The organism is Nocardia sp. XZ_19_369, from assembly GCF_015355715.1.
GTDB lineage: Bacteria > Actinomycetota > Actinomycetes > Mycobacteriales > Mycobacteriaceae > Nocardia.
Map to the genome: position 1 here is coordinate 41,331 of NZ_JACVED010000010.1, position 23,173 is coordinate 64,503.

Sequence of the window (23,173 nt, forward strand, 5' to 3'; positions counted from 1 at the left end):
ACGTGCTGCTGTGTTGATGAAAGTTTAACGCGCCCCACCGACACCGCCCAGTGAATAAGCCGCTAACGGAGGGACCGGGTCTTCACGGGATTCCCCCGCGGCGCTGGGCCCAACCCTCGGCGAAATCACGAAAGCGTCGCGCGGCCCCAGGCGCAGACCTCGCGGCCGACCACACCAACCCGACTTCCCGGGTGGCACCCGCGTCCGCAAGCGGGATCAGCACCGGCCCGGCCAGCCGTCCGTCCGCCTTCGCACCGGTCACCCGGACCGCGCTCGCCGGACCGAGATCTTCCTCCGGCAGCACCCCGACGCCGAGACCTGCGGCGACCAGGCCCGCGACAGTGACGAGATCACTGGCCTCGAAGGCGATGCGCGGACGAAGATCGGCGGCGGCACACAATTCGTCCACGATGCGGCGCATGCCGAAGCCGGGATGCATGGCGATGAAGTCCTCGTCGGCGACCTCGACGAGGCGCACCTGTCTGCGGCCGGCCAGCCGATGATCGGCGGGCACGGCCAGCGCGAGCCGCTGCCGCAGCAGGCCGCGCCAGCCGATGCCCGCCACGCTCGGGCGCGGCGAGACGATACCGAGATCGGAGGTTCCGTCGAGCACATCGGTGGCCACCATTTCGGCGGGTCCTTGGCGCAATGCGAAAGTGATTCTGGCCGAGCCGCGGCGGAATTCGCCGACCAGTTGCGGGACGAGCCAGCCGCCGAAGGAATGCAGAAAAGACAGGCGCACAACACCGTTGGCGGGACTGTTCAGATCGGCGATGGACTTGGCGGCGGTGTCGAGTTCGGATTGCGCGCGGCGCGCCTGTTCGTAATAGATGCGGCCGAATTCGTTGAGGATGATGCGTTTGCCGCGGCGGTCGAACAGCTCGACGCCGAGCCTGCGCTCCAGCCTGCCGAGCATCCGGGACAGGGTCGGCTGGGCGAGGTGCAGGCGTTCGGCGGCCGCGCCGACGCGTTCCAGTTCGGCGAGCATGATGAACCATTCGAGGTCTTCGCTCAGCATGGGGCCCGCCCTTTCCGGTGACACGTGTCACAGCGCAGCTGAGAGCGGCATGGGCTGTTCTCCCTATATGCGCTCAGCGCATCAACTCGACCATTATTATTCATTTCCCTTCGGAAGGGTTCGCTCGCGATCCTGAAAGCCATGACCTCGACGAAGACCGGGCCCGCCGCCGCAGGCCGCACGACCCACGAGCGCCGGATCACCACCGCGCTGTTCGCGGCGGGCTTGGCCACCTTCGCGACGATGTACAGCGCACAGGCCTTGCTGCCCAGCCTGTCCGCCGCCTTCGATGCGACCCCGGCCCATGCCGCGCTTGCGGTTTCGCTCACCACCGGGTTTCTCGCGCTGGCGATCATTCCGGTGAGCGCGCTGTCCTCGCGGATCGGCCGCACCCGCGTGATGATGGTTTCCGCGGTCGGGTCGGCGGTGATCGGCCTGTTGCTGCCGTTCAGCCCGTCGCTGGAAGTGCTGTTGACCGGGCGAGCGCTGCAAGGGCTCACCTTGGCCGGGGTGCCTGCCGTGGCGATGGCCTATCTCGCGGAGGAGATCGGCACGTCGGGGCTCGGGGCCGCGATGGGTGTCTATATCGCGGGGACCAGCATGGGCGGGCTGGTCGGCCGAGTGATTCCGGGGTTCGTGCTCGGTCTGGGCTCCTGGCGCTGGGCCGAGGCGGTCATCTCGGTGGCCGCCGCGGTGTGCACGGTGTGGTTCGTCCGCAGTCTGCCGCCGTCGCGTGGTTTCGTCGCCCGGCCCGCCGGAATCCGTACCGTGCTGGGCGATCTCGCCCTCCAGCTACGCCATCGCGGGCTGCTCGCCTTGTTCGGGCTGGCGCTGGTGCTGGTCGGTGGTTTCGTCTCGCTCTACAACTTTCTCGGTTATCGGCTGACGCAGCCGCCGTTCGAATTGCCCGATGCGGTAGCGGGTTTGGTGTTTCTGCTCTATTTCGCGGGCACTGCGGTGGCGACGGTTGCCGGGCGGCTGGCGGATCGCGTCGGCCGTCATCGGGTGCTCGGCGGCACGGTGCTGCTCATGGGCGTGGGATTGGTCTTGACCGTGCCCGACAATCTGGTGACTCTGATCCTCGGCATGGCCCTGTGCACGGCAGGCTTTTTCGGCGCACACACCGTGGCTAGCGCTTGGGTCGGCGTGCTGGCATCCGGGAATCGGGGCGCTGCTTCGTCGCTGTATCTGTTCTCGTTCTATGTGGGCAGCGGTGTCGTCGGCGGTGCAGCGGGTATTGCCTATACCCATCACGGGTGGGCGGGACTCGTTGTCTGCGTTGCCGGTCTGCTGACGGTGGCGTTGATCCTGGTGTCCACCTTGACGTTTCGGGCTCAGCACCTCCGTGTAGAGGCCTGATGTCGTTCGCTACCAGCGAGGCGTCAGCGCGCCGAGTGCGCCCAGGGCGACGGCTGCCGCGGTAGAGGTACGAAGCACGGTCGGGCCGAGCAGGACGATGTCGGCACCGGCCTCGGACAGTGCAGACAGCTCGGAGTTGTCGAGGCCGCCTTCGGGTCCGACGATCAGCACTACTTCGGGCACGTCCGCGAAAGAGAGTTCGGTGAAACGGCCCGCACCGGATTCGTGCAGCGCCGCAACGATTGCGCCGTCCGCCTTGGCTTTACGGATCAACTCGAGGAGATCGCGACTGCGATGCAGATCGGCGACCTCGGGGATGTAGGCGCGGCGGGATTGCCGGGCGGCCGAGCGTGCGGCGGCGCGCCATTTGTCAACGGCCTTGCCCGCCTTGCCTTCCCAGTTCGCGATGCAACGAGCGGCCTGCCACGGGACGATGGTGTCGGCGCCCGCCTCGGTCATCAGCTCGACGGCCAGCTCCGAGCGGTCCGATTTCGGTAACGCTTGCACGACCGTCACGCGCGGCGAGACGGCTTGCGCGACAGCGCGATTCAAGACTCGTAGATCCAGCCGATCACGCTGCGCTGCAACCACTTCCGATTCGGCGAGCACACCGCGCCCGTCCGACAGGGTGATCGGCTCGCCGACCCGGATGCGGCGCACCGTGGCGGCGTGCCTGCCCTCCGGGCCGTCGAGCACGGCGACGGCGCCCGGTTCGGGCACCTCGTCGAGGTAGAAGACCGTCGCGGCCAATTAACGTCCGCTGAACGAGGCCCGCAGCCTGGCGAACAGGCCGCTGTTGTGCTCGGACTGGGTGGACATGACCTCGGCGCGCTCGCTCGGGCGCATGCCCTTGTACTTGCGCAGCAGGTCGGTCTGCTTGCTGTCCAACTTGGCGGGGATCACGATGTCCAGGTGCGCGAGCAGGTCGCCGCGCGCGCCGGACCGCAGCCGCGGCATACCGTGGCCACGCAGCACCGAGACCTCGCCCGGCTGGGTGCCCGGCGCGATGGTCAGCTCGGTGGGGCCGTCCAGGATGGTGTCGATCACCACGGTGGTGCCCAGCGCGGCGTCGACCATCGGCACGCGGATGGTGCAGTGCAGGTCGTCGCCGTCCCGGACGAAGACGTCGTGCGGCTGCTCGACGATCTCGACGTACAGGTCACCGGCGTGCCCGCCACCGGGGCCCACCTCGCCCTGCGCGGCGAGCCGCACCCGCATGCCGTTCGCGACACCGGCCGGTATCGGCGCGGCGATCTCGCGACGGGCGCGCACCCGGCCGTCGCCACCACACTTGTGGCACGGATCGGGGATGGTCTCGCCGGCGCCGCGGCAGGTCGGGCAGGGGCGCGAGGTGAGCACCTGGCCGAGGAAGGAGCGCTGCACGGATTGCACTTCGCCTGCGCCGCCACAGGTTTCGCAGCGCACCGGCTTGGACTTGCCGTTGGTGCCCGCGCCGGTGCACACGTCGCAGAGGATCGCGGTGTCCACGGTGAGATGCTTGGTCACGCCGACGGCGCATTCGGCCAGGCTGAGCCGGGTCCGCAGCAGCGAGTCCGCGCCGGGCTGCACCCGGCCACGCGGCTTGCGCGCGCCACCCGAGGCATTCATGCCGCCGAAGAACGCCTCGAACACGTCCCCGAGTCCGCCGAAACCGGCGCCCGAGAACCCGCCACCGCCGCCACCGGACTCCAGCGGGTCGCCGCCGAGGTCGACGATGCGTCGCTTCTCCGGATCCGACAGCACCTCGTAGGCGGCAGACACTTCCTTGAACCTGGCCTGCGCCGTCTCATCGGGGTTGATGTCGGGATGGAGCTCCCGCGCCAGCTTGCGATAGGCGCGCTTGATCTCCTGGTCGGTCGCGTTCTTCGCGACGCCGAGCAGTCCGTAGTAGTCCCGTGCCACTTGAGTTCTCTAGTCCTTGGTCGTTCTCGACAGTGCCGACGGTGCTTCACCGCTCCAACCGCATGCTGATCGACAGCATTAGTCGGATGCACTCAACTTTATCCGGCCGGAACTACGAGCGTATCAGCGGCATCGGAGCCGTCAGCGTTCGGCGAGGACCTCACCGATGTAGCGGGCAACGGCCGCGACCGAGGCGATGGTGCCCGGATAGTCCATCCGAGTGGGGCCGAGCACACCCATGCCGCCGAGGATCGCCCCCGACGTGCCGTAGCCGGTCGACACCACCGAGGTACCGCGCATCTGCTCGACCTGGGTCTCCTCGCCGATGCGCACCGTCACGGTGCCGGGCTGTTGCGCGGCGGCCAGCAGCTTGAGCACGATGACCTGCTCCTCCAGCGCCTCCAGCACGTCACGCAGCGAGCCGGGGAACCCGAAGTCGGCCGCATTGCGGGTCAGGTTGGCGGTGCCGCCGAGCACCAGCCGCTCCTCCGGATGCTCCACCAGCGTCTCGACCAGTACCGTCGACACCCGGATCAGCACATCGCGCAACCGTGGCGGCGCCTGCTCGGGCAGTTCGGCCACCGCCGCCGACGCCGCGGCCAGTCGCTTGCCGTCCATCGCGCCGCCGAGCATGCCGCGCAGTGCGGCCAGATCGTCGTCGTTGATCAGCGCGCCGAGCTCGACGAGTCGCTGGTCGACGCGGCCGGTGTCGGTGATCACCACGAGCAGCAGGCGCGCGGGATTCAACGCGACCACCTCGATGTGCCGCACCGTCGACGCGGATACCGACGGATACTGGACGACCGCAACCTGCCTGGTCAGCTGGGCCAGCAGTCGTACACCGCGGCGCAGCACGTCGTCGAGGTCGACCCCCGACTCCAGAAACTCCATGATCGCCCGCCGCTCCGCCCCCGACAGCGGCTTCACCTCGGCGATTCGATCCACGAACTGCCGGTAGCCCTTGTCGGTGGGGATCCGCCCGGAACTGGTGTGCGGCTGCGTGATGTAGCCCTCGGCCTCCAACACCGCCATGTCATTGCGCACTGTTGCACTGGAGACACCCAGATTGTGCCGTTCCACCAGGCTCTTCGACCCGATCGGCTCCTTGGTCGCGACATAATCCGCGACGATCGCGCGCAGGACCTCGAACCGCCTGTCCTCGGTGCTCGACATCGGCCCCACCTCCTCGCTTCCGTCCTCGGGTACGCCGCCGTAGGCCGTCGGCGAACCCGCCACATCGCACAACTTCCTGCGAATCCCGGTCCGTCTGGTTAACCAGTCTAATTGCCTATACCCGAATCGCCGCTTGCGCGCCACGGGTGGGAGAACTGGACTGCGGTCGATACTGGTGGCGGAACGGGGAGACGATGGCGCTGCTGATCTATTACAACCAGCTCAGGGATGACCCGAGCGAGGTCGAGTACGAGTTCGGGGGCGATCGGGAGAACCTCGATCGCACCTTGATCATCGACAAGGCGCACGAGACCGTCCGGACGGACCAAGCGGAGGATGGGATCTTTCGGGCCGCCGCCGGACGGATCATCGGCCAGGCCCACCGTGAGAAGAGTTGGCCGCAGAGCGGGGTGATCGCCTCGTAAACGGCTCGTCGGCGCCCCAGCGGATGCGGCGGGGTGAGGTCAACCGATACGCCCACGCGATCAAGCCCGGGAGCCGCAGCGTCGACCTGCGGCCCCCGGCAAGGAGAAACACACGGATGCCCGCTATCCCTGCGAATTTCGGAATCGGCAGCAGAACCGGGCCGGAACACGGTCAGGATCGTTGCCCCGATGGACTCCGTCCGCCGTGTAACCATCAACTACGCGGTATTAGAGGTCCTTGTCGTCCTCGTCCGAATTCTCACCCCAGATTTCTGCCCACTCCTCGTCTTTGATGCCGCGTCGCTCCTGCTCGCCCTGCAATACCGCCTTCATCTTGGCCATTTTGTCGGCATACAACTCCTCGATTTTGCTTTCTTCGTCGTATCCCGGTTTCATTCTCTTACCGTACTTTTCATCGAGTGTCTTCTTTACATTGCTCCATTCAGACTTGAATTCAGCACTGTTGCAGACATTTGCTCGCCAGTGCAGCAGTCTGTCCCAGTCGCTGGAGCCGAGCGGCGGCGCGAACTTGCTGTCCGGGTGCAGCAGAATGCTACGGCCCACGTCAAGCGGGTCTTCGACGAGCTCCAAGGGAGACATTCGATACGCGTCGTCGTACGCCACCAGCCCGTCGTAGCTGAACTGCTCGCGAGCTTTTGCCTTGTCGGTCTTCGGACCGACTGCCTTTTCCCCCGGCTTGATATGGCAATAAGTCTCGGAGATCTTTTCCCACTTGTCCAAGTCGCTTCGTGCATGTGCCGGTGCCGGTGCCGCAACGTTAACGCACCCCACTGTGAACCCCAATGCGAGCAGCGCGGCTATGCGTTTGACCATCATTCCTCCTGGTTTAATGCGCCTTGTGTGCTTCTGACCGTTGCCGCCATCACCCGCGCCCGTACAGACACAACGCCACGGGGCTTCTTCACCAGAATCGGAGCCGAGCTTTTCTATATATGCGCAGATGAAGACAGAGTCGAGTCAGCCTCAGTTAGTTCGGTGCGGAAGCGTCGTTGGATGTGTCCGACATCGCCAGCGACACGGGCACACTCTGCGCGCACGGCACCGCGACGGCACGGAGGCGGCGGGTACCCCCGGAGAGGGCAAAACCGGGAAAAGGCCACCGCGTCGTGCCGATGGCCGACGACGCTACGTCGAGCTGGGCGGGTTCCGGTCGAGCCTGCGGGCGGCAAGGCGGTTCGGCCGGAGTCAGGGGATCGCGCGCAGGACCGTGGGAGCGACCTGGACGACTTGGGTGCAGGCGTCGAAGGGGAAGGGCGGAGTGGCCGGGGCGAGGTTGACCGAGACGCGCAGGAGGTGGGCGTTGCTTGCGGTGGGTGGGTCGGCGCGGCGGTAGTTCAGGGTGATTGCGCAGGTGGAGTTTTCCCGAGTGGGGTCGGTGGACTGGACCGTGCGGAGTTCGGTGCCGGTGAGTCCTTCGACGTTGGTGTGGCGCGCGTATTGGATGGCCTGTCCGCCGTCGAGGCCGGAGGGCAGGCGGTTGACTTCGCCGGTCTTGACCATCTGCTCGTTGCTCTGGTCGAAGGAGACCTCGACGGTGGCGCGGTGGGCGCCGCCGGTCTGGACGAGCGTGATCGCGCACTTGTAGGCCTTGGTCCAGCCGACGGAGGTCAGCTGCCAGCCGGTGAATTGGGTAGCGATCTGCGAGGTAGCCCCGCACGGGTTGCGCTGTCGCAGTGAGCGTCCGGCGGGTTCGTCGATGACGTGGGGCGGCAAGGCGGTGAGGCCGTCGATCGTCGCGGCGAGGTATTCCCTGACGAATCGGCAGGGCTGGGACCACGGGACCGGCGTCTTCGTCGGGCCGGTCATCTTGGTGACGCTCAGATGGTGCGCGAATCCGGTGTCCCCGGCGGGGATTCGGTAGTCGCAGCCGTACGCCTCGGGTCTGTCGTCGCTGCTCGCGCTGCGGTACACGGTGCGGCCGTTGACCTGCTCGGTCCGGTCCGCGGCCCGCTGGGACGAGGTGTAGAGCTTGTCCAGTTCCAGATTGAACGAATAGTAAGCATCATCGGGGGCATTGAGTATCAATCCGCAGCCGGTCCAACCGCCGCCGCGTTCCAATCCGGGACTGCGGTCGTAACGCTGGAAAAGACCTAAGCGCTCAGCGAATTCGCGATTCAGCAGTGCGCACGGGTCGGTGGCGCGGATGCGTGCCATGAGGTCGGCCGTGCCGGGTGCGATGGCGGCCAGTTCTTGCGAACCCGGCGTCCCCGCCTGCGCTTTCGCTGCTTTCGGGGCGGTGGTTTCGGCGCTGGGACGCACCTTCGCGTCGGTGGAGATGGTGCCGCACGCGCACATCATGAGGACGACCGTGGCCAGTGCTGCCATGGCCGCCCAGCCCCGTCTGCCGCCTGAGATCAACGGCAACTCCCTCGGCTTATCGAACGATCCACGGCAGGTTAACCCAATTGCGGCGGCTCCCTTATCGGTTCTCGAATACCCGGTGAATCGTGACCTAATCAGTGTCGGAAAACACGTCACACGAACAAAACTCATGATCAGCGCCCGGTAGGCAGGCGGCGGCGGCCCGCGGTCAGTTCGGTGATCAGGTCCTCGTAGCCGACCGCTAGTTCGGCGAGGCGTTCCCAGGCGAACCAGAGCTCCCAGTCGGATTCGCCGGCCAGGGACGCGTAGGCACTCGCGGTGAGCCGAGCGAGGCGATCGAGGATCGCGCCGAGGGTTTCGGTGTGCACATAGGCACCGCCATGCGCGACGGGGAGGTGCGCGGTGACCCAGCGATCAATGTCACGGACTTCCCGAGCACGATATTCGTCTATATGGCAGGCGGATTCGTGCGGAGTGGACAGTCGGTGTTCGTGCAGTGCGGTCAACTCCCGAACCGCGCGTAACAACGGATGGTCGACGGTGTCCTCGCCGCGGCATGCGCGCAGCACTTGGCTTCTCGTCGGCAACGAACCATTCACGCGATTACCTCCCCCGGTGCGTGGGCTGAATTGCACACCCTTTGTAGGAGCTGCACAGGGTGCGGCTTGCAGAAGGGGTCAACGGACAGCCCTCTTGGTGCAGGCGCGGAGGTAGTCGATGATGACCGCGCAGGAGGGACGGAAGGTGTCCCGCGGCAGGACGACCCAGGCTCGGGACGGGGTGTGCGAATCCGTGGGGGACGGAAGGGCGATCTCACCGCCGAACGGCACGATAGCGACGTCGAGACGGAATAGTTCGGTAAAGAGGCGGGGGTCATCGGGCACGTCGGGCCGGCACAGGAAAGTCCAACGGCGGGAACGGATATGGGCCATTATCGGGCCGACCGGGCAGCCGCGGAACAGCATGTCGTCCCGGACGCGCTGGCCGAGCCGGGCGGGCATGGTGATCGCGCCGACCAGGCCGACCTTGACGATGATTCGGCCTGCTTCCGGTTGGATTCCGGCCGGTAGCCCGCAGGTGCGGCGGTAAAAGGCACAGCGCGAAAAAGGGGTGTCTTTGAACGTTGGGTCATGCATATCGAACCTCGACTCACCTCGATCGATCGGTTGGTGCCCCCGGTGCCGAGTGGACCTGAACCCGCTCTCGCCGATAAGGTTTCAAGTCTTCGATGACACGGACCGGGGCGCGCGTTCAGTAGAGCACCGGAAATGATCGGCGGGAACGTTCCCAGTAGTGGAACCAGGGGAAAATTCGCAAGGTTCCAAGGATTCCCGTCCATGCGGTTCCAGTTGCATACCTGGCCAATAGTGAGGCTACGAAAGGGAATTGCCGTGACCCCCACCGGATCCACCCTCCCCCGGCGCATGCTGGCACGTCAGCTGCGGGAACTCCGGGAGAATTCAGGCGTCAGCGCGGAAATCGCGCGCCTGGCGATAGGCGTTGGCAAACAAACACTGTGGCGGATGGAGACCGGGCAACCCGTGCGGTTGAATCCGTTGTTCATCCAGCGGTTGTGCGAGGTGTACGGAGCGCCCGAGGACGTGACGACGATGCTGCTCGGATTGGCGGAAGAATCGCATCGCACCGGATGGTGGCATGCGTACGGGGATGCCGTGCCGAAGCATTTCGATTTGTTCGTCGGGTTGGAAGAGGCTGCGAAGAGGATTGTTTCGTATCAGACGGTGCTGTTGCCGGGGTTGTTGCAGACCGATGAATATCGGCGGGCGATGATTTGGGTGGACTCGCCCACAATGCCCACCGAGGAAGTCGAACAGCGGATCGAACTGTTCACTCGGCGGAAGGTTCGGCTGACCGACATTGACAATCCGTTGACCGTCGACGCCATCGTGGACGAATGCATCCTGCGTCGGGCCATCGGTGGTCCGGAGGTGATGATTGATCAGCTCCACCATCTCGCCCGAGTCGGCGAGCTGCCGAACGTCTCCGTGCGGGTGGTTCCGCTCAGTGCGGAGGCGTACGGAGGCCTGGCCGTTGGGCCGTTCGTGCTGCTCGAATTCCCAAGGCACCCAACGGCACATCTGACCGAGCCGCCTGTTGTCTACATGCAGGGCCACACCGGAGCGCTGTACCTTGAGAAGACCGACGAGGTGCAGCAATATCAGCAGGCATGTATCGACTTGCGACGTTCTGCATTGGATGAGTCCCGCAGTCGTACGCTCATCCACGAGATCGCGAAGGAGTACGCGAGGTGAGAACAGATCTATCGACAGCCTCCTGGTTCAAGAGCAGCTACAGCAGCCCCAGTCAGGACTGCGTAGAGGTCGCCTTTCTCGGCGACGACGGGGTCGGCGTTCGTGACTCGAAGAACCCGAACGGGGCTGCGCTTGTTTTCAGCTCCAGCGAATGGGGGGCCTTCACCGCCGGTGTTGCCGGTGGGGTGTTCGATCTGCGGTAAGGGTGTGCCGAGGACGTAAGCCGGGCCGGGACTTCGCTCCGCGTGAAGTCTCGCGCCCGACCTCGGGCAGTGCTGACCGACCCGCCACCGACGGCTGCCGACCTGCGACGCGACTCGCTTGCACCCAGGTAGACGCATCGGTAGCGTCAGCATGAGCTGAAGCGGGGGGCGGAGAAGCCGGTCCGGTCCCGCGCGATCGATTCGAGCACCGGCGGGCGAAGGATCCGATGACGAGCAGGTCTCTCTCGTGGAAGGTGTCCGGTCTCGTTTTTGGTGCCGTGTTTGCGTTGGCGGGGTGTGGGCCTGCGGACGATGGAAACGGGAACCCCACGGGAAGCACGAATAGCCCGGCGACTTCCAAGGCAGGTCTCGCTGCAGATGTCCCCTCCGGATTCAACGCCTGTAATGACATCCCACAAGCCGTCCTCGATTCCGAGAAGCTCTTGGACAAGACGCCGAACGACTCCAACGCCAACGGTGGTATCAAATGGCGCGGCTGCCTCTGGGCCAAGACGGATGGATATGCGGCGAGCATCCAAACGACCAACATCACTGTGGACATGGTCCAGGACAAGAAGTTTCCGGACAGCCGCGATTTCACCATCGGCAATCGACGGGCGCTCTCGACACGACAAATCGCTGATCGCCCCGAGGAAGCGTGCACGGTCAACGTCGAGATGAAGGGCGGCAGCCTCGAGCTCAACCTCACTAATCCAGCGTCGAGCAAGGCCACGGGACATCTCAACACGTGCGACTTGGCGCGCGGACTGGCCGAGAAGATTGCACCGGCGATGCCCGCCACAGCCTGACGCACCCGCTTGACTACCGCATTTATCGGGAGGAAGAAACCACATGGGTGACGACATGCCGCCGACGCCTCGCCCCATGGCGAACTTCATCAGCTCGGCCGAACTCGCAGGAGAGGGCAACGATGTCTACACGACCATGAGTCAGCTCCGGCGCGATCGATTCGAGTACCGACAGGCGATGGATCCGATGACCAGCAGGACTCTCTCGTGGCAGGTGTCCAGCCTCGTTCTTGGTGCCGTGCTCATGTTGGCGGGATGTGGGCCTGCGGACGATGAGAACGAAAAGCCCACGAGAACAGCTACTTCACATGCAGGTCTCGCCGCGGACGTTCCGTCTGGCTTCAATCCATGCAACGATGTCCCGCGGGGCGTGCTCGATTCTGAGAAACTGCGTCAGAAGATCCCGAATGATTCCAATGCCAACGGTGGCGTCAAGTGGCGAGGCTGCATGTGGGTTCAGCCGAACGGATACGCAGCGAGCATCCAAACAACGAACATCACCGTCGACATGGTCCGCAAGAAAAAGTTTCCGGACAGCCGCGAGTTCATGATCGGTGCGCGTCATGCGATCTCGGCGCGACAGGTCGACGATCACCCGGAGGCGGCATGCACGGTCAATGTGGAGATGAAGAGCGGCAGCCTCGAGTTCAACCTCACCAACCCCGCATCCAACAAGGCCACAGGGCACCTCAACACTTGCGACTTGGCTCGTGGTCTGGCTGAGAAGGTTGCACCAGCGATGCCTGCTTCGACGTAACCCACTGTAAGCGAATGGATTCACCGGGAGGGATGGACCGAAATGGGTGACGACACGACGCCAACGATCGATTCGCGTACCGACAGGCGAAGGCTCCGATGACCAGCAGGACTCTCTCGTGGCAGACGCCCAGCCTCGTTCTTGGTGCCGTGCTCATGTTGGCGGGATGTGGGCCATCTGCGGGCGGTGGCGACATGCAAACAGGCAGCGGAAGCACCCCTCCCAACGCCAAACCTGGGCTCGCTGCCGACGTACCTGGCGGTTACGACCCCTGCACAGCGACCCCGCAAAGTGTGCTGGACTCGGAGAACCTTCGCGGCAAAAATAAGGATGATTCCAATGCCTCCGGTGGAGTCAAATGGCGTGGTTGCGCCTGGATCCAAACGGATGGGTACGCGGCATCTATCCAGACGACCAATCTCACCGTTGATATGGTGCGCGACAAGAACTTCCGTGAAGCTCGAGAATCCACTATCAGTGGCCGTCGGGCGATCCAGTCACGGCAAGTGGATGACCACCCCGATGCTGCGTGCACGCTGAACGTGGAAATGAAGGGTGGCAGCCTAGAGTTCAACCTCAGCAATCCGCCATCTCGCAAAACCACCGGCAGTATCGACACCTGCCAACTCACCCGAGCATTGGCCGAGAAGGTTGTACCCACAATGCCTACCACTGTATAACCGACCCCTGATCGGACTCGTTGGGAGGAAAGTAACGATATGAGCAACGATGTCTACTCGACCATGAGTCAGCTCTTGCACGATCGATTCGAGAACCGGCGGGCGAGGCGTCCGATGACGAACAGGTATCTTTCGTGGCAGGCGTCCCGTCTGGTTCTTGGTGCCGTGTTTGTGTTGACAGGGTGTGGACCGTCCGATGGTGAGAGCGATCAGCCGACGGAACGCTCATCGACCTCCACACCGAGCGTCGCTCCGGACGTACCCGCTGGTTACGACCCGTGTATAGACATTCCGCAAAGCGTGTTGGACTCCGAGAAGTTGCTGGATAAAACGCCCGACAATTCGAACACGTCAGGCGGCATAAAGTGGCGAGGGTGCCTGTGGGCGCAAACCGACGGGTACGGGGCGCGAATCCAGACGACGAACATCACGGTGGACATGGTGCGCGCGAAGAACTTTCCCGACACTCGAGAGTTCACCGTGAATCGTCGCCGGGCGGTCTCTACCCGACAGTCAAGTGATCACCCGGAGGCTGCATGCACCGTGGATGTAGAGATGGCGGGCGGCAGTCTCGAATTCAACCTGAGCAATCCACCGTCACGGCGTAACACCGGACAGCTCGACACCTGCGAGCTCACTCGGAAGCTCGCGGAGAAGGTTGTTCCGACCTTGCCTGCCACCGTGTAACTCCACTGACCGCGACGGCCCCGATTGGGAGGGAAAGAATCGTGGTGACAATCAGATACCATCGCCTCGACCGATGTCGAACCTGATCAACGCAGCACGCGAAGGCCAACTGGCGGTTGAGATGAAGCCCGAAGACTTCGTCTGCATCGACCGCGACTGCGACTACTTCAAGCGCACAATCCAGCGAATCCAGACGGCTGGTGCCAGCGGGCACAGTGGTCGATCGATTCGAACAGAAGGCCAAAAAGCGAAAGACCGCAATGACGTCTGTGCGGTCAGGGAGCAGCACTACAAAATGGTCGACGGCCTCCAGTCTTTCTACCGATCAGTCCGGGACGAATGATGCAGGCGGACAGCGACTTTGCCGGCGAGTTCACTCGTTTGAACGAGACCCTTCCGCAGCGCCCACCCGCGCAACTCCCCGCCGACCCGGACCTCCTCCCGGATCGAACAGCCCGATGACCGGATACGACCCTTCACGGATTCCGGGTGACGACGAGCACACCGACAGCTGGATCACCCGAAGATCAACAGTGCATTCGATCCGGTCGACACCACCAACACGATCGATCAGGCCGAAAAGTGCTGAGATACGGCGACTCTGGAAGCAAGGTGTGGCGACCTTCACCCACTCGATCCAGAACTCGATTTCCCAAGCCTGGCCTGGACCGGTAGCAGAGGCTTCGAAGAACTCGATCCAGGCGTACATAACCGACGCCCACACGCTGATCGACCCGCCATCAGGAGCCGCCGGCCTGCGATGCGACTCGCTTGCACCCAGGTAGACGCATCGGTAGCGTCAGCATGAGCTGAAGCGGGGGGCGGAGAAGCCGGTCCGGTCCCGCGCGATCGATTCGAGCACCGGCGGGCGAAGGATCCGATGACGAGCAGGTCTCTCTCGTGGAAGGTGTCCGGTCTCGTTTTTGGTGCCGTGTTTGCGTTGGCGGGGTGTGGGCCTGCAGACGATGGCGGTGGTAGCCCGACAGGTAGCGTCACTAACTCCGCGTCAGCATCGGGAGTCGCGACGGATGTTCCTGCGGGCTACAACCCGTGCACGGACATTCCCCAAAGCGTCCTTGATTCGGAAAAGCTGCGAAACCGGGGCGAGTCGAACTCCAACGCTGACGGTGGCGTCAAATGGCGTGGTTGCAGGTTCGGTCGATCCGACGGGTACGTCGCAAGCATCACAACCACCAATCTGACAATCGACAAGACCCGACAGCGCAACTTCGCCGACGCCAAGGAATTCAGTGTTGCTGGCCGCCAAGCGATCTCGACACGGCAGGTCGCCGATCATCCAGAAGCCGCCTGTGTGGTGAACGTCGAGATAAAGGGTGGAAGCCTCGACATCAACTTGAGCAACCCTCCCTCGAATCGGGAGACCGGGCAAATCGACTCATGCGTGCTTGCTCGGACGCTCGCCGAGAAGATTGTGCCAACGATGCCAGCCAGTGTTTGACCAGATTCTGATCGGACTCGTCGGGAGGGAAGGATAGAGATGAGCGACGATAAGTCACCTCGACCAATGGCGAACATGCTCGCTGCGGCACGCGACGGCCAATTGGCAGTCGAGATGAATCCGGAAGACTTCGTCTACATCGACCGCGATTGCCAGTTCTTCAAGGACACGATCCGGGACATCCAGGAGATCATGGACAACGTCTCCCGACAGGACCACTGGGGTCTCGGCGAGAAGGAAGACAAGATGGTGTCGGCCACGACGCTGGTCGACAGGTTCCGCAAGAAGGCCAACGGAGCGGGGAACGGCAACTCCGTGTGGCAGATCATGGAAGAGCACCACCGGATCGTCGAAGACATCCAGGAAGTCCATCGCGTCGTCCGCGAACGAATGATGCAGGCCGACAGCAACTTCGCCGCTGAGTTCAACCGGCTGAACGAAACGTTGCCGCAAAGGCCGCCGGTTCCCTTGAAGGCGGGACCGTACCTGCTTCCTGATGGGACAGGGCGATGAGCGGCTACGAATCGACACAGATTCCGGGTGGAGGTGAGCACACCGATAGCTGGGAACATCCAGACATCAAGGGCGCCTTCGAACCGCTCAACACGACCGACGCGATCAACCAGGCGCAGAAGTACTGGGAAGCCCACCAGAAATGGGAACAGGGCGTAGAGACCTTCGCCCGGGCGATCCAGAATTCGATCGCTCAAGCATGGTCCGGCCCCGCTGCCGACAAGTCGAAGGAATCGATTCAGAGCTACACCACTGACGCCCAGCAGTTGACCCCCGCTCTGGCTGAGCTGCACACCCGCGTCCGCGACGCCGCAACCGCAATTGTCAACACCAAGAAGGCAATTCCGGATCCCGTGGTCGTCACATGGACCTCGTGGGCATGGCCACCGCACCGCTGGGACCTGCAGCGCGACCAGAACGAAGAGACACAGAAGGCTCGAGTCGCGATGAACGAGTACTACGTGCAGCCTTTCAGCCAGATGGACGGCAAGATTCCGGTGCTCCCGACGCCGACCAGTCCGACGAAGGCCGTCGACATCCCGGCCCCGCCGCCCGGCGGATACCAGAGCCAGGACGGCACCGGCGGTCAGCCGTATCAACCCACGTCGACTACCACCGACCCGGCTTCGAACAACTCCACCGTTCCCGGCGACAAAGACGGCGACGGCAAGCCTGACGAACCGTCGACCCAGAACCCGAAGACGGCTGACAACCCGAAGGCCGAGCAGACCACACCTGCCTCGACGAACCCGGCAGGCACTCAGACCACACCGGCCGGCACCAACCCGACGACCACCCCGACACCGAGCAACCCCACCTCCACCGATCCGGCGAAGACCGCGCCGACGGGCACCGGCACGCCGTACTCCCCGAGCAGTCCCGGCAGTCCCAGCAGAACGGGCAGCCCCAGCAGTCCGGGTTCGCCTGGTTCGAAGACCCCGCAACCCGGCCGCAGTATCTCCGGCAGTCCCGCCGTTCCGGGCACCACGTCCACCCCGGCGGCAGCAGCCGCGGCGGCCGCCCGTGGCGCGAGCGGTGCCCCGGGCATGGGCGCTCCAGGCATGGGCGCGCGCGGTGGTCAGTCCGAGGACGACTCCGAACACAAGATCCCCGACTACCTGATCACCCAGGAGAACACCGACGAACTGCTCGGCGAGCTCCCGAGAACGATCCCCGGTGGCGTAATCGGCGGCGACAACACCACTTAGACCCCACGACACCGCACCGAACGGCGGAACCTCGCGTTTCGCGGCCGCCATGTCCCGTTCGCGTGGCGGTATTCGCCGGGCGCAGTTCGGTGATGCGAGCACGACCGCTCACGGCACTCACGAACAGAACGAACACACAGAAGATCGGACCGAGATGACTGAATGGACTTGGGAACCAGATGATTTCGCAGCACTCTGGTATTCCGATGCCCATGATCGGTTCCCCGGTCCGCTGCGCTACACGAGCCGGTTCGCTTTGCGTGACGAGTTCGCGGCACACCGTCGCACCGTCCGCGACCGTTATACCTCCGATGAGCTGGAGGAGATCCAGCTGGCGCTGCACACCTTGGGCACGTCCGATGTGCGGATCGAAATCCTAGGCGGCACAAGCAAACACAAGAAGAGCACCGGCCGAGATGACCTACGCGAGTACCGAATCATCGGTGCCCGCAACGCCTATCACGCCGTCACCCTGATGCAGGCGGGCACCGCCACCGAGCACGGCCCGATCCGGGTCCGCATGTTCCGCCCGGAAAGCCTTGCCGCACGCACCGTCCAGGCTCTCCCCGCCTGCCCGCCCGGCACCGCCGCGCCCGCCACCTTCCACCCCGACGACATCGCACCGCGCCGCGACGGCTACTTCGAAGACGTCGCCCGCCAAACCCCTCGTGAGCAATACCAACGCCTCGTCGGCCGCCCTGCCGACGGTGGCGGCACCGCCGTCCTCATCGCCGCCCCGCTGCACACCCCCGCTCAACCCTGGAACGTCTTGCAGTGGCACGACATCACCGACGACGGTCGCTACACCGAGATCCGCGGCCCGCACATCACCATCCGCCCCACCACCCCCACCGACCTGACCAGTCACTTCACCACCTGGATAACCCAGGCCTTGAATCGCCTCGAAGAAGCCAACTGGTAACCAACTACTTGACGTAACAATTGCGAGCGCCTGCACATTGGTGCCCGTCACTCCAAATCGCATTGCGGCGTTCGGGATAATGCGTTCACAGGCGCCGCAAATGGTGAGCGCACAATTAACAGTCGAGCATTAACCTATTTCTGAAGAGAAATATTGCTGACGCTAAATAACTCCGTCGCCGATGAAAGCAGTTTTTGGTTGATACCCTCGACAAAGCCTGCGACCTGCGGCGCAACAAACTCCCGATAACCGTGCCGTGCAGGCACAGGGCGACACTGTGCGCAGATCCTGCTCAACTGGCCGCAGACCGCTGCCCTTGACCGCTCGCCGGGTCCCACGCTCCGATCCACGAGTGGCTCGCCGCCAGTTCTTCCGCACGCTGCGTGCGCGGCTCATCGCGGCCGTCGGGCAGGTACATCCGGAGCACCGGCGGCGACTGCTCGGCCGCGGCCAGCGCGAGCTCCGGTTGCTGCGCAGTCACCGGATCGTCGCCGTCGGGCTCGGTGACGGTCTCGGTAGCGCGCCCATCGAGCATGTTCAGTGCCAGCGCGCACAACACGATGAGCGCCCCGCCGATGATCCCACTCCACGTGGGCACCTGACCGAAGAAGATCAGCCCGAACAGCAGCCCCCACACGCACTCGACGGTCAGCATGTTGCCGCTGAGCACGGGGTCTACTCGTTCGAACGAGTAGTTGATGAGGAAGACGTTCAGCACGCTGAGCAGGCCGCCGATACCGATTGCGGCCCAGAGCATTACCGCTGACGCGTCCGCCGGGACATGCGGCAGGCCATCTCTTTGCAACAGCGAGGTCAGCGCGACGCCCACCGCGCCGACACCGAGGGTCAGCGCGGTGAGTTCGTGATTGTTCAGCGTGCCGTCGTGCAGATCGCGGCCGAGGTAGCTCAGCGAAATCGCCACCATGGCGACCAGCGCGAGCAGGTTGCCATAGTTCAGCGAGCTCGACGCATTGCCGCCGAATCCCGACAGGATCGCGACACCCACGGCGGACCCACCGACGAACACGATCCGCACGGCAGACACGCGCACGCTGCGCAGCAGCATCCCTAGGGCCGCCACCAGCGGCAAGGCGGCGATGAACGAAATGTCGCTCACCGCCGTCATCCCGGCGGCCTTCGCGAACAGCGTGGTGCCGACTACGTACAGCAGCACGGTGCGTCCGATCACCACGCACCATTCCCGCGCGCTGATCCGCAGCACGGTGCGCCAGCGGATACATCGGCTGAATGCGATAATCGCGATGAAGAACGCCAGACCCGTACGGAGATAGACCTGTTGGGGCGCGGTGAAGCCGCCACCGAGATAGCGCGACACCACGGTGAGCATGGCAAATGACGCGGTTAGCAGAACCAGCGCTCCGATACCGCGCAGGTCAGTGAAATGTCTGCTTTGTACGATCTCGGACCCGTTGATATCGCTCACATTACCGATTTGAGCGACACCCAGGTTCCGTACTCCCGGGTATTTTTTCGCGACTTGCCGCAGCTACAACGGTACGGGCTGAACGACTCCCGCTACGGTGTCGCGTATCCGGTGTGTGCCTCGGTCAGGCGAGATTCGACTAGGCGGTACCCCCTGCCGCATTATGCAGCCGGGCGTGCTTTCGATCATCACGACAGTGACAGCGGCGGCCGCGAGCGAGCCAGCCTGCCAGCACCCAGGCTCCCGCCAAGGCCGTCACGGCCAGGGTGTTCATTGCCGAGGCCGCGGTCACGAAGGTGGCCAGAGCGGTCACCACAGTCGCGATAGGCGTCATTACGTGCACCATTTTGTGGGCGAATGACACGTGGTCATCCTCGTCGGCGGCACACTCCGGGTTTGCCAGGACCCTGCCGACGATGACGATTTTTTTCATACCCCCAGCGTGCCGCTGACCGGGCCCTGCGGCCAGGGATTGCCCCGCTCTTGCACGCCATACGCGCAGAACCACGACTTTTATGGACGAAGTCGTAGGGCAGGGATACCGTCGAAAGCGCGGACGTCGCAGATACCTACGCGTGTCCCGACTATCAGAAACACCAATGATCTGGAGATGTTGTGGGTGGGCAGCACAGCATTGCGTGCGGAAGACGAGTCGTACGCGAATACGAGGCCGCGGGTGGGTCGACGTGGGAGCAGGTACACGCCGTGCGATCGCATTGCGGGGTTTCCTTGTTGCGCGCTCATCGCATCGCGCATGGGTTCACGCTCGTCGATGTCGCGCAGCGACTACAGCAGATTGTCAGCGCCGACGGATCGTCATGCCGGGGGTTATCGCATCAGAGCGTGTCCCGCTGGGAGACCGGCCTCGACATGCCGACCTATCAGTTCCTCGACGCCCTGTGCCGGTTGTATCGCACGCGACCGGACCGGCTCGGTTTCGGACACGACTACACCGACGACGAAACCCCTTCTCCCGCTTTACCCGGCCGCTTGGTCGTCGCTCCGGCTTCGCATGTCGGCTCCACCGCGCGGGATACCGTTCGCGCGCTGGAGGAAAGCCTCGAACTCAGCGGCTATCTCGTATATGTCCTTCCCCCTTCGGAATACATTCCGGCGCGGATGCGCGACCTGGCTCAGGTCCAGCATGTGAAGCTGACCGATCACTCCGCCGATCTGCGCCGGCGGCTGCATCGCATCGAGGCAATTCTGGCGGGCCTCATCGCTTTTCGACTGAACGACGTCGCCGATCTGCACGACACGTTCATGTGGTTCGCCAAAGCGCGCCGGGCCGCCCGGCATGCCGGCGACCCTTCGCTCGAGGCCTGGCTGGCCGGGCACATGGCACACACCCACGAGTGCTATCGGCACGCCCTCGATCAGGGATTGGCCGCAGCGCGTTCGGCGCAGGCGGCCAGCGGACGGACGCCGACGGCGGCGGGCGTTTTCGGGTTGCTGGCGGAGGCGGGGATCCAGGCCAGAATCGGGCGGCGCCGGGACGCGCTGGAGGCGGTGAACGCGGCGGAGCGGATGTTCGACGCGCTGCCCGAGACCGCGACGACCGACGACAACCTCGGCACCTCCGAATACATTCTGCGGTGGCATCAATCGCATGCGCTCAGTTCGATCGGTGATTGGCGGGCGGCCGAGGCGATCCGCGATCGCATGCTCGAGTTACCGATGGCGGAGAAGGACCAGGTCGGTCGGGCGCTGCTCGATCTCGACATGGCCACGTTATGGACTCGCCAAGGGGAACTCGACCATGCGCGCGAGCAGATCCGTCAGGTGTGGCAGTCGCTGCCGCCGGAATTACGGGTGGGTCAGGTGCGCAGGAATGTGTCGCAGCTCGTGGTCGGGCTGCCACCGGCGTTGCGGGACAACATCATCGAGCGGTGATGGTGGGTCCTGTTGCGGGCGTAGGTAATTGGTGAGTCAGGCGTCAGGTAGATGGGTGCGCTGGTCGTAGGTCGAGAGTTGATAGCCGTCGGCGGTGCGCTGCCAGCTGGTGATCGAGCCGTTACCCGCGAGACCTTCTTCAGCGAGCGCCAAAACTGCTGTGTCGGTGAGGTTCTCCAGGATTTGCCGGAGGAACAGTACGACGGCGTCGTGCGCCACGATCAGCACGCGGCGGTGCCGATGCTCGGCTCGGAGATCGGACACGACACCGCGGAGGCGCTCGGCGACATCCTTGAACGACTCGCCACCGGGTGGGCGGTAGCCGAGTGGGTCGCGAGCTTCTTTCGCGGGTTCGTCGGGGAAGCGCTCGCGCACAGCGGCCGGCGGTAGGTGTTTCAGTTGACCACGGGAGCGGTCGTACAACCGCTGATCGATGCGATGGCACGGGACTGTGCGGTTCGCCGCACGCAATTCCTGTTCGGCGAGTTGCCAGGTTTGCACGGCCCGCAGGTACGGTGAGCAAAGCACCAGGTCGGGCAGCTGATCAGGGTCCAGGGAAACCAACCATCGGCCGACGGCCACGGCCTGCCGCTCCCCCAACTCGGTCAGTTCGATAGTCATGTCGTCGGATTCGATGAGTTCGTCGGCGGCGAAAGCAACATTCGCAGTGCTCTGCCCGTGCCGGACCGCGTACAGCAGGTCGACAGAGCCCGAATTGTCCATATGCGAGCAGGTCATCTCGAATTCACCGCGCCCCCAACCACTTACATCATCAGTTCGCACACCATCCCCTTCGTGATCACCCCAATTATGCGCCCGCTCACCGCCTACCCGGCAGTGCCGCGCCGCGCGCACGCTGAGCCGGGCTTTCGCACTGCGAGGGTGGCGGCAGACTTGCGCCCCCGAGTGTCGGGGTCGAAGCCGCAACCCGACGCCGAAGCCGTGCCCGAGGCCAGAGCAGGAGTAGGAGGCAGGTCCGCGCCAAGCCGCCGGTCCACGATTCATGATGCGGGCCGCCGCCCGTGCGGCCGGTGCTCAGCTCCTTGCCGCACTCTCCTCGTCAGCCGACCTGGGCCCAGCGCCGGTCCTGGGCGGGGTGGTCAGAACCGGAACGACGGCGGGTGCCGCAGTCAGTGCCGGAGACGGCCGGAGCCAGCGACAGAGCGGAACGAGCCTGGACCAAAGATGGGGAGCGGGAGGCAGAACCTCCGGCCAGACCGTGGTCGCCGCCGAAGCCAATGCCAGTTGCTGAACGTCAACCACAACCGCGCGGGTGACGGTGCGACTGCGCTGAGGGCGTCAGCAAGTGGCGTGTCGTGCCCGGCCGACGTACTGGGCCAGCCTGAGCCATCTGACCATCCCGCTCTGCCTTCCGGCTGGCATGGCATATCAGAGCCGCCATAACTCAGGCGGAGTCTGCGCAGTGCCGACTGCGGCTCAGCTAACGGAATGGTGCCTGCGGGTCGGGCGAGCGTTGCCCTCATACCCGCCGCACCAGGCCGGGCCGCTTGCACAGCGACGCGGCTACAAGCGATCACCTTGCACGGCGACACGCCTGCACCGCAGCGAAGTCCATCCGACCTGCCGCGCACACCGACGCCAGACACCGCACGATCGCAATGATCGCGCGGCGCTGTGGTTTTCGTGACCCGTCGCGTGTCGTCCAGCGCTTCCGCGCCGCGTACGGTGACACCCCGCAAATGGCTTTCGCCGACGGGGAGGTTTGGTTAGTCGCAGACCCTGGCTTGTTTGCCGGCGAGTGCGTCCAGGCCGAGCATCGCCAATAGGGATTGGCAATCGTCGGCGTTCTGTGAATAGCTGGCAACGGTGCGTGCGGCCACCGCGCTCTGTCGCGCAGTTTCGGCCTTTTCATTTGCCCGCGCCTCGGCGAATTCGCCCGGTTCGTGGATGAGAGTGATGTGTCGTGCCGGGGACATGAATCTCCTTGGGGTTGATCGAAGCCTACAAGGCGCGCTCGCTCCGCGACAGCCGAACCGACCCGGCAGTTCGCTGACCGGGGTCTGTCGGGCGGCACAATGCCGACAATTCGACAGGCGGCGGGGCGCGTCGAAGGGGAACAAGTTCCGCCGCCTTCCGGGGTGGTC

The 23,173-nt window shown here is 64.4% G+C and carries 27 protein-coding genes; 14 read left to right on the plus strand and 13 right to left on the minus strand.

Going from position 1 to position 23,173, the window contains the following annotated elements; translation table 11 throughout:
• Positions 1-82: 82 nt before the first annotated feature.
• Entirely contained in the window at positions 83-1,018 is a 936-nt protein-coding gene (locus IBX18_RS33065) for a LysR family transcriptional regulator (RefSeq protein ID WP_194837430.1), read from the minus strand.
• Positions 1,019-1,159: 141 nt separating this feature from the next.
• Here IBX18_RS33065 and IBX18_RS33070 point away from each other — a divergent pair, with 141 nt between their 5' ends.
• Positions 1,160-2,377, plus strand: a complete 1,218-nt coding sequence (locus tag IBX18_RS33070; protein WP_194837431.1) for an MFS transporter — start codon at positions 1,160-1,162, stop codon at positions 2,375-2,377.
• 9 nt (positions 2,378-2,386) lie between these two features.
• Here the strand turns inward: IBX18_RS33070 and IBX18_RS33075 are convergent, their stop codons facing one another.
• The 3 genes from IBX18_RS33075 to hrcA form a co-directional block, all read right to left on the minus strand.
• Complete coding sequence (locus tag IBX18_RS33075; RefSeq protein WP_194837432.1) at positions 2,387-3,127, minus strand: 16S rRNA (uracil(1498)-N(3))-methyltransferase; 741 nt, start codon at positions 3,125-3,127, stop codon at positions 2,387-2,389.
• Complete coding sequence (gene dnaJ, locus IBX18_RS33080; protein ID WP_107654897.1) at positions 3,128-4,279, minus strand: molecular chaperone DnaJ; 1,152 nt, start codon at positions 4,277-4,279, stop codon at positions 3,128-3,130.
• Positions 4,280-4,420: 141 nt separating this feature from the next.
• Positions 4,421-5,452 carry a heat-inducible transcriptional repressor HrcA gene (gene hrcA / locus IBX18_RS33085; RefSeq protein WP_107660156.1) on the minus strand — a complete coding sequence of 344 codons (1,032 nt, stop codon included), beginning with the start codon at positions 5,450-5,452 and terminating at the stop codon, positions 4,421-4,423.
• A gap of 194 nt (positions 5,453-5,646) precedes the next feature.
• Between hrcA and IBX18_RS33090 the strand changes: the two genes are divergently transcribed.
• Positions 5,647-5,877 (plus strand): hypothetical protein, encoded by a 231-nt coding sequence (locus tag IBX18_RS33090; protein WP_194837433.1) that lies wholly within the window; start codon positions 5,647-5,649, stop codon positions 5,875-5,877.
• Between the two features lie 228 nt (positions 5,878-6,105).
• Here IBX18_RS33090 and IBX18_RS33095 read toward each other — a convergent pair whose 3' ends face one another.
• The 4 genes from IBX18_RS33095 to IBX18_RS33110 form a co-directional block, all read right to left on the minus strand.
• Entirely contained in the window at positions 6,106-6,714 is a 609-nt protein-coding gene (locus tag IBX18_RS33095; protein ID WP_194837434.1) for a hypothetical protein, read from the minus strand.
• Between the two features lie 369 nt (positions 6,715-7,083).
• Positions 7,084-8,223 (minus strand): DUF3558 family protein, encoded by a 1,140-nt coding sequence (locus tag IBX18_RS33100; RefSeq protein ID WP_194837435.1) that lies wholly within the window; start codon positions 8,221-8,223, stop codon positions 7,084-7,086.
• Between the two features lie 170 nt (positions 8,224-8,393).
• The gene (locus IBX18_RS33105; RefSeq protein ID WP_194837436.1) at positions 8,394-8,819 is read right to left on the minus strand and encodes a DUF4254 domain-containing protein; all 426 of its coding nucleotides are present in this window, start codon (positions 8,817-8,819) and stop codon (positions 8,394-8,396) included.
• A gap of 78 nt (positions 8,820-8,897) precedes the next feature.
• Positions 8,898-9,356, minus strand: coding sequence for a DNA-directed RNA polymerase subunit beta (locus IBX18_RS33110; RefSeq protein ID WP_194837437.1), 459 nt, complete (start codon positions 9,354-9,356; stop codon positions 8,898-8,900).
• Positions 9,357-9,611: 255 nt separating this feature from the next.
• On the opposite strand from IBX18_RS33110, the gene IBX18_RS33115 reads away from it, so the two are divergent.
• The 7 genes from IBX18_RS33115 to IBX18_RS33145 all read left to right on the plus strand — a co-directional run bounded on the left by IBX18_RS33115 (position 9,612) and on the right by IBX18_RS33145 (position 13,972).
• On the plus strand, positions 9,612-10,493 hold the full coding sequence (locus IBX18_RS33115; protein WP_194837438.1) for a helix-turn-helix transcriptional regulator: 882 nt from the start codon (positions 9,612-9,614) through the stop codon (positions 10,491-10,493).
• Positions 10,490-10,696, plus strand: coding sequence for a DUF397 domain-containing protein (locus tag IBX18_RS33120; RefSeq protein WP_194837439.1), 207 nt, complete (start codon positions 10,490-10,492; stop codon positions 10,694-10,696). Before IBX18_RS33115 ends, IBX18_RS33120 begins: the two co-directional genes overlap by 4 nt.
• A 227-nt stretch (positions 10,697-10,923) precedes the next feature.
• Positions 10,924-11,505: a DUF3558 domain-containing protein gene (locus IBX18_RS33125; protein WP_194837440.1), complete on the plus strand. Its 582-nt coding sequence runs from the start codon at positions 10,924-10,926 to the stop codon at positions 11,503-11,505.
• 43 nt (positions 11,506-11,548) lie between these two features.
• The gene (locus IBX18_RS33130; protein WP_228542173.1) at positions 11,549-12,262 is read left to right on the plus strand and encodes a DUF3558 domain-containing protein; all 714 of its coding nucleotides are present in this window, start codon (positions 11,549-11,551) and stop codon (positions 12,260-12,262) included.
• Between the two features lie 98 nt (positions 12,263-12,360).
• Positions 12,361-12,942, plus strand: coding sequence for a DUF3558 domain-containing protein (locus tag IBX18_RS33135; protein WP_194837441.1), 582 nt, complete (start codon positions 12,361-12,363; stop codon positions 12,940-12,942).
• A gap of 39 nt (positions 12,943-12,981) precedes the next feature.
• Complete coding sequence (locus IBX18_RS33140; RefSeq protein ID WP_194837442.1) at positions 12,982-13,629, plus strand: DUF3558 domain-containing protein; 648 nt, start codon at positions 12,982-12,984, stop codon at positions 13,627-13,629.
• Positions 13,630-13,702: 73 nt separating this feature from the next.
• Positions 13,703-13,972: a hypothetical protein gene (locus tag IBX18_RS33145; protein WP_194837443.1), complete on the plus strand. Its 270-nt coding sequence runs from the start codon at positions 13,703-13,705 to the stop codon at positions 13,970-13,972.
• 30 nt (positions 13,973-14,002) lie between these two features.
• Here the strand turns inward: IBX18_RS33145 and IBX18_RS33150 are convergent, their stop codons facing one another.
• Entirely contained in the window at positions 14,003-14,338 is a 336-nt protein-coding gene (locus tag IBX18_RS33150) for a hypothetical protein (RefSeq protein ID WP_194837444.1), read from the minus strand.
• A 171-nt stretch (positions 14,339-14,509) separates the two neighbouring features.
• Here IBX18_RS33150 and IBX18_RS33155 point away from each other — a divergent pair, with 171 nt between their 5' ends.
• The 4 genes from IBX18_RS33155 (at position 14,510) to IBX18_RS33170 (ending at position 17,731) form a co-directional block, all read left to right on the plus strand.
• Positions 14,510-15,088, plus strand: coding sequence for a DUF3558 domain-containing protein (locus tag IBX18_RS33155; RefSeq protein WP_194837445.1), 579 nt, complete (start codon positions 14,510-14,512; stop codon positions 15,086-15,088).
• 39 nt (positions 15,089-15,127) lie between these two features.
• Positions 15,128-15,601, plus strand: a complete 474-nt coding sequence (locus IBX18_RS33160) for a hypothetical protein (protein ID WP_228542174.1) — start codon at positions 15,128-15,130, stop codon at positions 15,599-15,601.
• Complete coding sequence (locus IBX18_RS33165; RefSeq protein WP_194837446.1) at positions 15,598-16,809, plus strand: hypothetical protein; 1,212 nt, start codon at positions 15,598-15,600, stop codon at positions 16,807-16,809. Before IBX18_RS33160 ends, IBX18_RS33165 begins: the two co-directional genes overlap by 4 nt.
• Before the next feature lie 154 nt (positions 16,810-16,963).
• Entirely contained in the window at positions 16,964-17,731 is a 768-nt protein-coding gene (locus IBX18_RS33170; RefSeq protein ID WP_194837447.1) for an ESX secretion-associated protein EspG, read from the plus strand.
• A gap of 292 nt (positions 17,732-18,023) precedes the next feature.
• Here IBX18_RS33170 and IBX18_RS33175 read toward each other — a convergent pair whose 3' ends face one another.
• Together IBX18_RS33175 and IBX18_RS33180 are read right to left on the minus strand one after the other, a co-directional pair.
• On the minus strand, positions 18,024-19,067 hold the full coding sequence (locus IBX18_RS33175) for a DMT family transporter (RefSeq protein ID WP_194837448.1): 1,044 nt from the start codon (positions 19,065-19,067) through the stop codon (positions 18,024-18,026).
• A 247-nt stretch (positions 19,068-19,314) separates the two neighbouring features.
• Positions 19,315-19,608 (minus strand): hypothetical protein, encoded by a 294-nt coding sequence (locus tag IBX18_RS33180; RefSeq protein WP_194837449.1) that lies wholly within the window; start codon positions 19,606-19,608, stop codon positions 19,315-19,317.
• Positions 19,609-19,880: 272 nt separating this feature from the next.
• Between IBX18_RS33180 and IBX18_RS33185 the strand changes: the two genes are divergently transcribed.
• Positions 19,881-21,068, plus strand: coding sequence for a helix-turn-helix transcriptional regulator (locus tag IBX18_RS33185; protein ID WP_306796523.1), 1,188 nt, complete (start codon positions 19,881-19,883; stop codon positions 21,066-21,068).
• Positions 21,069-21,104: 36 nt separating this feature from the next.
• Here the strand turns inward: IBX18_RS33185 and IBX18_RS33190 are convergent, their stop codons facing one another.
• Together IBX18_RS33190 and IBX18_RS33195 are read right to left on the minus strand one after the other, a co-directional pair.
• Positions 21,105-21,806: a histidine phosphatase family protein gene (locus IBX18_RS33190; RefSeq protein WP_194837451.1), complete on the minus strand. Its 702-nt coding sequence runs from the start codon at positions 21,804-21,806 to the stop codon at positions 21,105-21,107.
• A 989-nt stretch (positions 21,807-22,795) separates the two neighbouring features.
• The gene (locus IBX18_RS33195; protein ID WP_107654883.1) at positions 22,796-23,005 is read right to left on the minus strand and encodes a hypothetical protein; all 210 of its coding nucleotides are present in this window, start codon (positions 23,003-23,005) and stop codon (positions 22,796-22,798) included.
• Positions 23,006-23,173 lie beyond the last annotated feature (168 nt).